Source organism: Streptomyces tsukubensis, from assembly GCF_003932715.1.
Lineage (GTDB): Bacteria > Actinomycetota > Actinomycetes > Streptomycetales > Streptomycetaceae > Streptomyces > Streptomyces tsukubensis.
In genome coordinates this window covers 5682571-5694413 of record NZ_CP020700.1, presented here as the reverse complement: position 1 = coordinate 5694413, position 11843 = coordinate 5682571, and the positions used below count along the sequence as shown (strand labels likewise).

General features: G+C 72.0%; 6 protein-coding genes. 5 read left to right on the top strand and 1 reads right to left on the bottom strand.

Going from position 1 to position 11843, the window contains the following annotated elements; translation table 11 throughout:
- The first annotated feature begins 117 nt into the window (after positions 1-117).
- From B7R87_RS23620 to glgB, 5 genes are all read left to right on the top strand, one after another.
- A complete protein-coding gene (locus B7R87_RS23620; RefSeq protein ID WP_006346530.1) occupies positions 118-1059 on the top strand; it encodes an SDR family oxidoreductase in 942 nt (313 codons plus the stop codon).
- Between the two features lie 339 nt (positions 1060-1398).
- Positions 1399-3387 (top strand): alpha-1,4-glucan--maltose-1-phosphate maltosyltransferase, encoded by a 1989-nt coding sequence (locus B7R87_RS23615; RefSeq protein WP_006346531.1) that lies wholly within the window; start codon positions 1399-1401, stop codon positions 3385-3387.
- Positions 3384-5126, top strand: a complete 1743-nt coding sequence (gene treS, locus B7R87_RS23610; protein WP_006346532.1) for a maltose alpha-D-glucosyltransferase — start codon at positions 3384-3386, stop codon at positions 5124-5126. Before B7R87_RS23615 ends, treS begins: the two co-directional genes overlap by 4 nt.
- Positions 5127-5395: 269 nt before the next feature.
- Positions 5396-6811, top strand: a complete 1416-nt coding sequence (locus B7R87_RS33735; RefSeq protein WP_006346533.1) for a maltokinase N-terminal cap-like domain-containing protein — start codon at positions 5396-5398, stop codon at positions 6809-6811.
- Positions 6812-6891: 80 nt separating this feature from the next.
- Positions 6892-9318, top strand: a complete 2427-nt coding sequence (gene glgB / locus B7R87_RS33730; protein WP_233168912.1) for a 1,4-alpha-glucan branching enzyme — start codon at positions 6892-6894, stop codon at positions 9316-9318.
- A gap of 39 nt (positions 9319-9357) precedes the next feature.
- Here the strand turns inward: glgB and B7R87_RS23600 are convergent, their stop codons facing one another.
- Complete coding sequence (locus B7R87_RS23600) at positions 9358-11658, bottom strand: HelD family protein (RefSeq protein ID WP_006346535.1); 2301 nt, start codon at positions 11656-11658, stop codon at positions 9358-9360.
- Positions 11659-11843 lie beyond the last annotated feature (185 nt).

Genomic DNA, 11843 nt, shown 5'->3' with positions numbered 1-11843 from the left:
GACGATCCTTCAACCTCCGACCCGGTTTGTTAATTGATCGGCCGAAGCCGCCGCCGCGAGCCTGGAAGAGCGGTACCCGGCAGCGGCCTCAACCTTATCGAAGGGCTCTTCAGACATATGTCCGATCACATTCCGATGCGGGTGGCCGTCGTGGGGGCGACCGGCTTCCAGGGCGGTGCCACCGCGCGGCTGCTCGTGGAGCGCGGCCATCAGGTCCGTACCCTCAGCCGCCGGCCGGAGGGTGAGCGGCCGCAGCTTCCCGGTATCTCCTGCGGCGGGGGTGACCTGGGGCGTTTCGAGGACGTACGGCAACTGTTCGAGGGCGCCACCCATGCGGCGGTGGTGCTTCCGCTGGTCTACCAGGCGGAGAAGGTCCTGCGGTACGCGCAGAACATCGCGCGGGCGGCCCGGGAGTCCGGGGTGCGGCGGCTGGTGTTCAACACGAACGTCCGGATCCCGGACCGGACGACGAACGTGGTCGGCTTCGAGACCCGGCGGCTGTCGGAGACGGTGTTCCGGGAGGGGCTTTCGGGCAGCGGGGTGGAACTGGTCGTGGTCCGGCCGCCGGTCTATCTCGACAATCTGTTCAGTCCGTGGAACGGTCCGGCGCTGATGACGGAGGGCGTGCTGGCCTATCCGCTGCCCGAGGACGCGCAGGTGGCGTGGCTCTCCCACCGCGATCTCGCGGAGGCGGTGTTCGCGGCCCTGACGGTCGACGGGATCGCGGGCCGCGCCTTCGACATCGGCGGACCGGCCGTGCTGACCGGCCCGGAGCTGGCCGAGGAGTTCGGCCGCGGACTGGGCCGGGATGTGCGGTACGTCCCCCTGGAGCCGGCGGTCTTCGAGCAGGGGCTCTCGCATCTGCTGGGGGCGGAGGCCGCGGCGGGTGTCTCCGGTGTCTACCACTACATGGCGGCGGGCGCGGATCCCTCGCTGCTGACGGGCGACGAGGGGCTGTCGTCCACCGCTCTGTCGGTGAAACCCGCGCGGGCCGAGGAGTGGGTGGCCCGCCAGCCCTGGCAGATGTGGACCGAATCGGAGCACTCGTATGACGCGTAAGACCCTTCCCCCCGCCCTCGCGCTGTTCCGCCCGGGAGCGAAGGAACCGAGCTGGGAACTGCTCCCGTCCTGACGCCCCGGGAACTCCCGAGCCCTGTACGGCACCGTGCCGTACGGGGCTCGACGCCGTTCCGGGCCGGGCGGTGGGCCCGTCGGCGGGGCGTTGCGCCCCCCGGGTGAACGCGCCCCCCATCGGTACGGGCCGTCCGCGTCCCGGGCCGGGTCTCGGTAATCCAGCGGTTACAAATAGGGGCAACTTTCATTAAAAGCCGCATAGCGCTACGGCGTGCCCGCGTGCTTGCCTCCGTACTGCCCGTACCGCCCCCCACAGGTGAGCCCATGATCGGTCGGATCCCCGTTCTGGACGTCAGTCCTCTCGTCGACTGCGGGCGCAGGCCCGCCAAGGCCGTGGTCGGTGAGGCCATCGAGATCGGGGCCACCGTGTTCCGGGAGGGGCACGACGCCGTCGCCGCGAATGTGGTGCTGCGCGATCCGGCCGGGCAGCCGGGGCCGTGGACGCCGATGCGGGAGGCCGCGCCGGGGAGCGACCGGTGGAGTGCGGTCGTGGTGCCGGACTCCGAGGGGCTCTGGAGCTACGCCGTGGAGGCCTGGAGCGATCCGGTGGCGAGCTGGCTGCGGGAGGCCGGGATCAAGATTCCGGCCGGGATCGACACCGAGCTGGTGCTGGAGGAGGGGGCGCGGCTGTACGAGCGGGCGGCGCGGGACGTGCCCAAGAGCGACGGGCGGGAGGCCGTGCTCGCGGTGGTGGACGCGCTGCGGGACAGCGCGAAGCGGCCCCGGGCCCGGCTGGCCGCCGCGGCCGGTGCCGGGGTCGCCGCCGTCCTCGACCGGCATCCGCTGCGGGAACTCGTCACCATGTCCCGTCCGTTGCCGCTGCTGGTGGAGCGCCGCCGGGCCCTCTTCGGGTCCTGGTACGAGCTGTTCCCCCGCTCCGAGGGGGCGGTGGTCGCGCCCGGCGCGCCCCCGGTCTCGGGCACCTTCCGCACCGCCGCCGAACGGCTGCCCGCGATCGCCGCGATGGGCTTCGACGTGGTGTACCTGCCGCCGGTGCACCCGATCGGGACGACCCACCGCAAGGGCCCGGACAACAGCCTGACCGCCGGTCCGTACGACGTCGGCGTGCCGTGGGCGATCGGCTCGGCCGACGGCGGGCACGATGCGCTCCACCCCGACCTCGGCACCTTCGCCGACTTCGACCACTTCGTCCGGACCGCGCAGGCGCTGCGGATGGAGGTGGCCCTCGACTTCGCGCTCCAGTGCTCGCCGGACCACCCCTGGGTCACCGAGCACCCCGAGTGGTTCCGGCACCGGGCCGACGGCACGATCGCGTACGCCGAGAACCCGCCGAAGAAGTACCAGGACATCTTCCCCGTCGCCTTCGACGCCGATCTGCGGGGCCTGGTCCGGGAGACGGTGCGGGTCCTGCGCTTCTGGGCCGAGCGGGGGGTGCGCATCTTCCGGGTGGACAATCCGCACACCAAGCCGGTGGTGTTCTGGGAGCAGGTCATCGCGGAGGTCAACGGCACCGATCCGGACGTGATCTTCCTGGCGGAGGCATTCACCCGCCCGGCGATGATGCGGACGCTGGCCGCGGTCGGCTTCCAGCAGTCGTACACCTACTTCACCTGGCGGAACACCAAAAGCGAGCTGACGGAGTATCTGACCGAGCTGGCCGGGGAGAGCGCGGCGGTGCTCCGCCCGAACCTCTTCGTGAACACCCCGGACATCCTCCACGAGACGCTGCAGCGCGGCGGCCGCCCGGCCTTCGAGGTACGGGCGGTGCTGGCCGCGACGCTCTCGCCGTCCTGGGGGATGTACGCGGGGTACGAACTCTGCGAGAACACCGCGCTGCGGGAGGGCAGCGAGGAGTACCTTCGGTCGGAGAAGTACGAACTCCGGCCCCGGGACTGGGAGTCCGCAGCCCGCGAGGGCCGGACGATCGCCCCCCTGATCACCGCGCTGAACCGGATCAGACGCCGCCATCCGGCGCTCCAGCAGCTGCGGGACCTCCACTTCCACGACACCGACAACGACGCGGTGATCGCCTATTCGAAACGGTCGGGCCAGGACACCGTGCTCGTCGTCGCGAACCTCGACCCCCACCACACCCAGGAGGGGACGGTCTCGTTGGACATGCCGCGACTCGGCTTCGCATGGCACGAGACCGCCCCGGTGCGCGATCTGCTCACCGGTGAGACCTATCACTGGGGCAGAGCCGCCTTCGTGCGCCTGGAGCCGGGCGTCACGCCCGCGCACATCGTGGCTCTGCGACCGTCCCCGCCGATCGGAGGGTCACCCACACCATGACCGTCAACGAACCCGTCCACGACCTGTTCGAGGACACCCCCGCGAAGGACCGCGACCCCGACTGGTTCAAGCGGGCCGTCTTCTACGAAGTACTCGTCCGCTCCTTCCAGGACAGCAACGGGGACGGCGTCGGCGACCTCAAGGGCCTGACGGAACGCCTCGACTACCTCCAGTGGCTGGGCGTGGACTGCCTCTGGCTGCCGCCGTTCTTCAAGTCCCCGCTGCGGGACGGCGGGTACGACGTCGCCGACTACACCTCCGTCCTGCCCGAGTTCGGCGATCTGGCCGATTTCGTGGAGTTCACGGACGCCGCCCACCAGCGCGGCATGCGAGTCGTCATCGACTTCGTCATGAACCACACCAGTGATCAGCACGAGTGGTTCCAGCAGTCCCGCTCCGATCCGGACGGGCCGTACGGCGACTACTACGTCTGGGCCGACGACGACAAGCGGTACCCGGACGCCCGGATCATCTTCGTCGACACCGAATCGTCGAACTGGACCTTCGACCCGGTCCGCCGCCAGTACTACTGGCACCGGTTCTTCTCCCACCAGCCGGATCTCAACTACGAGAACCCGGCGGTCCAGGAGGAGATCATCTCCGCCCTCCGGTTCTGGCTGGACCTGGGCATCGACGGATTCCGGCTGGACGCGGTGCCGTACCTCTACCAGGCGGACGGCAGCAACTGCGAGAACCTGCCGGCCACCCACGAGTTCCTGAAGCGGGTCCGCAAGGAGATCGACGCCCACTACCCGGACACGGTGCTGCTGGCCGAGGCCAACCAGTGGCCGGAGGACGTCGTCGACTACTTCGGCGACTACGCGGCCGGCGGCGACGAATGCCATATGGCCTTCCACTTCCCGGTGATGCCGCGGATCTTCATGGCGGTGCGCCGCGAGTCCCGCTACCCGGTCTCGGAAATCCTCGCCAAGACCCCGGCCATCCCGTCCAACTGCCAGTGGGGCGTCTTCCTGCGCAACCACGACGAGCTGACCCTCGAAATGGTGACGGACGAAGAGCGCGACTACATGTACGCGGAGTACGCCAAGGACCCGCGGATGCGGGCCAATATCGGCATCCGGCGCAGGCTCGCCCCGCTGCTGGACAACGACCGCAACCAGATCGAACTCTTCACGGCCCTGCTGCTGTCCCTGCCGGGTTCGCCGATCCTCTACTACGGCGACGAGATCGGCATGGGCGACAACATCTGGCTGGGGGACCGGGACGCCGTCCGGACGCCGATGCAGTGGACCCCCGACCGGAACGCCGGATTCTCCTCCAGCGATCCGGGACGGCTGTATCTGCCGACCATCATGGACCCGGTCTACGGTTTCCAGGTCACCAATGTCGAAGCCGCGATGAGCAGCCCTTCGTCGCTGCTCCACTGGACCCGGCGGATGATCGAGATCCGCAAGCAGAACCCGGCGTTCGGGCTCGGCTCGTACACGGAACTGGCCTCGTCCAATCCGGCGGTGCTCGCCTTCACCCGGGAGTACCAGGACGATCTGGTGCTCTGTGTGCACAACTTCTCCCGGTTCGCCCAGCCGACGGAGCTGGACCTGAGGGAGTTCGCGGGACGGCGGCCGGTCGAGCTGATCGGCCAGGTCCGCTTCCCTCCGATCGGCCAGTGGCCGTATCTGCTGACGCTGGCGGGCCACGGCTTCTACTGGTTCCGGCTGCGGCGCGACCAGAGCACGGAGCCGGAGCCGGCCGCCCCCGTCGGAGCCGGTGCGGTCTGACGGTACGGAGACCCTCGTCCGAGCCCCCGGCGCCCCGGCGCAGGGGGCTCGCCCCGTCCCCGGGCCCGGTGGCCGGAGCCCGTCCGCACGCTTCCGGACGGCGGCCGACCCGAGGGGGTGCGGCACCCCAAAGCGGGAGCGGCTCCGCGCGCCGCCGGACTGTCGCCGCAAAGATCCGGAACACTCTGGGCATTCGTATATTTGCGACATATGCACCATATGCGACATACACCTCATGAGTTTCGTCAGAGGGAAGGGGCACGTTGCCAATGTCGGAGGCTGCTGCCACCCGGACCCCGGTCGCCCGTCCGTCATCGCTGCTCACCTCCCTCGCCCCGCTGCTGCGCTCCTGGCTGCCGGACCGGCGCTGGTTCGCCGGGAAGGGGCGTCCGGTCACCGGCTTCTCCCTGGTGTCGGCGGCCGAACTGCTGCCGGTGGCCGGAACCGGGCCCGGGGGCGACGGGCCCGGTCTGCTGCATCTGCTGGTGGCGGTCCACCAGGACGAACCCGGGGCCGCCGGACCGCCCGGCCGCCCGGCGGACTGCTACCAACTCCTGCTGGGCGTCCGCCGGACGCTGCCGCCGCGGCTCGCCCCGGCGCTGATCGGCCGTCCGGCGACCGGACCGCTGGCGGGCCGCACGGTGTACGAGGGGCTGCGCGACCCCCGGCTCACCGAACTCCTCCTGGAACGGCTGCGGACCCCGGGCCCCCACGGCACCCTCCGGTTCGCCCGCTCCGGCGGCGCACCCGCCGTCCCCGGCGGCCTCCCGGCCCGCCCCCTCGACGCCGAACAGTCCAACACCTCCCTGGTGTACGGCGATGCGTACATCCTCAAGGTGCTCCGCCGGGTCGAGCCCGGCCCGCACCCCGATCTGGAACTGCCGCTCGCCCTCGCCCGCGCGGGCTGCGACCGGGTGCCGCTGCCGGTCGCCTGGTACGAGTCGGCGGATCCGCACCCGTACACCCTCGGAGTGCTCCAGCCCTATCTCAGCGGCTCCCGCGACGGCTGGCAGCTCGCCCTCGAAGCGCTGGCCGCGGGCCGCCCGTTCACCGGAGAGGCCAGGGAGCTGGGCCGGGTCACCGCCGATGTGCACGCCGCACTCGCCGCCGAACTGCCCACGGTCGCCCTCGGACCCGCGCTCACCGCCCGGCTGGCCGCCGGAATGAGCAGCCGGCTCGACGAAGCCGCGCTCGCGGTCCCCGCCCTGCTGCCCTATCTGCCCCGGCTCCGCACCGCCTTCGACGCGCTCGCCGCCCTCGGCCGCTCCACGGCAGGCACCGGGCACCGCGTCCAGCGCGTCCACGGCGACCTCCACCTCGGCCAGACCCTGCGCTCCGGCGCCTACTGGTCCGTCATCGACTTCGAGGGCGAACCCGCCCGGCCCCTCGCCGAACGCCGCACCCCCCAGCCGCCCGTCCGCGATATCGCCGGAATGCTCCGCTCCTTCGACTACGCGGCCCGCACCCACCGCCCGTGGAACCCGTCCTGGGCGGACGGCTGCCGGACCGCGTACTGCGAGGGCTACGCGGAGGTGTCGGGGCGCGATCCGCGCGCCGAGCCCGCGCTGCTGCGCGCGTACGAGACCGACAAGGCCGTCTACGAGGTGGTGTACGAGGCCCGGCACCGCCCCGACTGGCTGCCGGTCCCGATGGCGGCGATCGACCGGCTGGCCGCCCCCGGCTGACGCCCCCCTCCAGGACCGTCCGAGACCGCCCGACGCAGCATTCGCCCTTCCTCAGCCACGCCCCGAAGGAGGCTCCTTCCGTGACCGCCGCCCGCCCTCCGTACCAGGAATCCCCCGGCACCGGCGCACCCCGCACGCCCTCGCCCGCGCCACCCGCCGCGCCGTCCCCCCGGACCGCGAAGCGCCCCGCGGCGCCCGCGCGCGCCGCCCGGCCCCCGAAGAAGCCGCCGGCCGCCCCGCCGTCCGCGCCCCGCCCCGGCTCCGCCGCCCACGGTGTGCGCACCGCCCCCGCGCTCCCCGAGGCGGACCGGCAGCGCCTCCTCTCCGGCGGCCACCACGATCCGCACGCCCTCCTCGGCGCGCATCTCGGCCGCCACGGCGTCGAGGTGCGTGTCCTGCGCCCGTACGCCCGGTCCGTCACCGTGCTCGCCAAGGGCCTCCGGGCCGAACTGCACGACCACGGCGACGGGCTGTTCTCCGGGGTGCTCCCGATGCGGTCGGTCCCCGACTACCGGCTGCTGATCACCTACGACAGCCCCGACGGCCGCGGTCTCCACGAGGTCGAGACCGACGATCCGTACCGTCTGCTGCCCGCACTCGGCGAACTCGACCTGCACCTCATCGGCGAGGGCCGGCACGAGCAGCTGTGGCGGGCCCTCGGCGCGCACCCGATGGTCCACCAGGGCGTCACCGGCACCCGTTTCACGCTCTGGGCGCCGAACGCGCGCGGGGTGCGGATCGCAGGGAGCTTCAACCACTGGGACGGCGGCGGCTTCCCGATGCGCTCGCTGGGCGCTTCGGGGGTGTGGGAGCTGTTCGTGCCCGGGGTCGGCGAGGGCACCCTGTACAAGTTCGAGATCATGCGCCCGGACGGTACGCACACCCTGCGCGCCGACCCGATGGCCCGGCACACCGAGGTGCCGCCCGCCAACGCCTCCGTCGTCACGGTCTCCCGGCACGAGTGGGACGATGCCGACTGGATGGAGCGGCGTGCGGCCCGCCCGGCCCACGAGGCGCCGTTCTCCGTCTACGAGGTCCATCTCGCCTCCTGGCGGCCCGGGCTGAACTACCGGCAGCTCGCCGAGCAGCTCCCCTCCTATGTGAAGGACCTCGGCTTCACCCATGTGGAGCTGATGCCGCTGGCCGAGCACCCCTTCGGCGGCTCCTGGGGCTACCAGGTCACCGGCTTCTACGCGCCGACGTCCCGGATGGGCAGTCCGGACGACTTCCGGTTCCTGATCGAAGCGCTGCACCGCGCGGGCATCGGCGTGATCATGGACTGGGTGCCGGCGCACTTCCCGCGCGACGAATGGGCGCTGGCCGAATTCGACGGACGGCCGCTGTACGAGCACGGGGATCCGGTCCGGGCCGCGCACCCGGACTGGGGGACGCTCGAATTCGACTACGGGCGCAAGGAGGTCCGGAACTTCCTGGTGGCCAATGCGGTCTACTGGTGCGAGGAGTTCCATATCGACGGGCTGCGGGTGGATGCGGTCGCGTCGATGCTCTATCTCGACTATTCGCGCGAGGAGGGCCGGTGGACTCCGAACGAGCACGGCGGCCGGGAGGATCTGGACGCGGTGGCCTTCCTGAAGGAGATGAACGCCACGGTCTACCGGCGGTGCCCCGGTGTGGTGACGATCGCGGAGGAGTCCACGGCCTGGGACGGCGTCACCCGCGCCACCGAGCACGGCGGCCTCGGTTTCGGGCTGAAGTGGAACATGGGCTGGATGCACGACTCCCTGGAGTACATGGCCCGTGAGCCGGTGCACCGCCGCTTCCACCACCACGAGATGACGTTCTCGATGGTGTACGCGTACACCGAGAACTACGTTCTGCCGGTCTCCCACGACGAAGTCGTGCACGGAAAGGGCGCCCTGGTCGGCAAGATGCCGGGCGACTGGTGGCAGCAGCGCGCCAACCACCGGGCGTACCTCGGGTTCATGTGGGCGCACCCGGGCAAGCAGCTCCTCTTCATGGGGCAGGAGTTCGCCCAGGGCGCCGAGTGGTCGGAGGCGCACGGGCCCGACTGGTGGCTGCTGGACCCGTCGTACGCGGCGGAGCCGGACCACCGGGGCGTACGGCTGCTGGTGCGGGATCTGAACACGGTGTACGGGCGGACGCCCGCGCTGTGGGAGCGGGACACCGTGCCGGAGGGCTTCGCTTGGATCGACTGCGAAGCGGCCGAGGACAATGTGCTGGCCTTCGTCCGCTTCGACGCCAAGCGGGAGCCGCTGGTGTCGGTGAGCAACTTCTCGCCGGTGGTGCGGGAGGGCTACCGGATCGGGGTGCCGGAGTGGGTTCCGGCCTGGGCGGAGGCGCTCAACACGGACGAGGAGCGGTACGGCGGCGGGGGCATCCGCAGCGGCGCCGCGGTGACCGGCGGCGAGGGTGACCGGGGGCCGCTGGTGCCGGAGCCGGAGCCGTCGCACGGCAGGGGTTCGAGTCTGCTGCTGACGCTGCCGCCGCTGGCGACGGTCTGGCTGCGGCCGGTCCGTACCTCCTGAGGCGGTGCGCCGGGGCGGGGCCCGCCCCGGCGCGGGCCGTCAGTTCTCCCGTACCGGATCGTCGCCCAGGCCCGGCGGCAGCGGCGCCGCGTGGACGACGCCCAGCCACTGGGTGGCCCGGGTCAGCGCCACGTACAGATCGCTGTCTCCGAACGCGGCCGGTTCGACGACGATCACCCCGTCGAACTCCAGGCCCTTGGCGTCGCGCGGCGCGAGCAGGACGACCTGCCGGGTCAGGTCGAGGCCGTCTCCGGCCAGGGCAGACAGCGCGGGGTGGAGTGCGGCGGGGGCGATCACGGCGAGCCGGCCCTCGTCGGGGGTCTCCCGGCGGACGGCCGCGAGGACGGCCGCGGCCAGCCCGTCCGGCGCGACCCGTTCGAACCAGGGCTCGGTGCCCGTCGAGCGGACCGAGCGCGGCGGCTCGAATTCCGGGTGTACGGCCCGCCTGACGGCGGCCGCCCGCGCCATGATCTCGGCGGGTGTCCGGTAGTTGACGCCCAGCCGGGTGTGGGTCCAGCGGTCCCCGACGTACGGCCGGAGGATCTGCGCCCACGATCCGGCACCGGACTCGTCGGCGGTCTGCGCCGGATCCCCGACCAGGGTCATCGAACGGGCCGGGCAGCGGCGCATCAGCAGCCGCCAGGCCATCGGGGACAGCTCCTGCGCCTCGTCGACGACGATATGGCCGAAGGCCCAGGTGCGGTCGGCGGCGGCCCGTTCGGCCGCGGTGCGGTGGTCGGCCTCCTCCTGGCGCTCCGCCATCCGCTCGGCGTCGACGATGTCGTGCGCGGCGAGCACCTCGGACTCCTCGTCCTCGAACTCGTACGTCTCCGAACCCGCCGACAGGTCGAGGACGCCCTGCGCATAGGCGATCCGCTCCTGGCGCTCGGCCTCCTCGGCGGCGAGCCGGGCGCTGTCGTCGACGCCGAGGAGTTCGGCGGCCTCGTCCAGGAGGGGCACATCGGCGGGGGTCCACGGGCCGCCGGTACGGCGGATCGCCGCCGCATCGCCCTCGGGGAGGTAGCGCCCGGGGTCGGCGAGGAACCCGGTGACCAGCTCCTGCGGGGTCAGCGGCGGCCAGAGTTCGTCGATCGCGGAGTGCACGTCGGCACTGGTGGCGATCTCCTTGCCGATCTGGGCGAGGTCGTCGGGGCCGAGGAGGTTCGGCCCGCCGTAGGGATCGGCGCCGAGCCGGTCCGCGACCTGCGCGGTGAGGGCGTCCACGACGGCGTAGGCGAAGTGGGGGCGGGCGAGGTTGTGCGGGAGCCCGGTGGCACGGGCCCGGTCCCGGGCTGCGTACGCCATCTCGCGGTACAGCCACAGAGTGCCGTGCTGCTCGTGGTCGACGAGCAGGGCGGGCTCGGGAAGGGTGTTCTCCGCTTCGTAGTCGCCGGGGTCGGGGCGGGCTGCGGGGTCGGCGCGGTGGCCGGGGAGCGCGGGGACGGTCTCCGGGAGCAGCTGCCGGTCGCGGACCGCCCGCGCCAGCGCGTCCGCCATCGCGGCCCGGCCCTTGACGGCCGCGGACCGTACGGATTCGGTGCCGTCGGCCCGGACTCCGGGGAACAGCTCCCCGAGGCTCGCCAGCAGTACCCCGGTCTCCCCGAGGGAGGGCAGGACGTCCCCGATATAGCCGAGGAACGCCGGATTGGGCCCGACGATCAGGACGGCGCGGCGGGCCAGCTGCTCCCGCTCGGCGTAGAGGAGGTAGGCGGCGCGGTGCAGGGCGACGGCGGTCTTGCCGGTGCCGGGTCCGCCCTCGACGACGAGGACGCCGCGGCGCGGGGCGCGGATGATCCGGTCCTGTTCGGCCTGGATGGTACGGACGATGTCGGCCATCCGGCCGGTGCGGGCGGAGCCGAGGGCGGCGAGGAGGACGGCATCGGCGTCATGGTCCTCGTAGCCGGTGCGGGTGGGGTCGGTGAGGTCGAGGATCTCGTCGTGGAGATCGGTGACGGTGGGGCCCTCGGTGGTGATGTGGCGGCGGCGGGTGAGGCCCATCGGCTCATGGCCGGTGGCGAGGTAGAAGGGGCGGGCGACGGGTGCGCGCCAGTCGATGAGGAGCGGGGTGCGTTCGGGGTCGCCGTCGCGGATGCCGATCCGGCCGATGGGGCGGCTGATGCCGTCGCGGTGGTCGATCCGGCCGAAGCAGAGTCCGGATTCGACGGCGTCGAGCGCGGCGAGCCGGCCGGCGCCCTCCCCGGCGGCGACATCGCGTTCCAGTCTGGCCTGGAGATGGGTGCCCTGGAGGGCGAGGGTGGTACGGAGGCCGGCCGCGGCCTCCCGGCGCAGTTCGGCCAGGCGCAGGAGCAGCCGGTCGAGGGTCTCCTGCTCCCGGCGCAATTCTCCGCGCTGAATTTCTTCCCGGCTTTTTCCGGCTTTTCCGGTCCCCGTGCTTGACAATTCCACTCCCGCCGCGATAAAGTAGTTTTAGTGGCGCCCCCGTGAACGGCATTCAGTTCGTTCTCGCCGGAGGCCAATTCACTAATATACGCAGCCAAAGCCCTCGCCGGTCAATTCGGTGGAGG

Excerpts from the sequence above, each read along its gene's own strand:
- B7R87_RS23620 (WP_006346530.1), top strand. The coding sequence starts at position 118 with ATGTCCGATCACATTCCGATGCGGGTGGCCGTCGTGGGGGCGACCGGC.
- B7R87_RS33735 (WP_006346533.1), top strand. The coding sequence starts at position 5,396 with ATGTCGGAGGCTGCTGCCACCCGGACCCCGGTCGCCCGTCCGTCATCG.
- B7R87_RS23615 (WP_006346531.1), top strand. The coding sequence starts at position 1,399 with ATGATCGGTCGGATCCCCGTTCTGGACGTCAGTCCTCTCGTCGACTGC.
- treS (WP_006346532.1), top strand. The coding sequence starts at position 3,384 with ATGACCGTCAACGAACCCGTCCACGACCTGTTCGAGGACACCCCCGCG.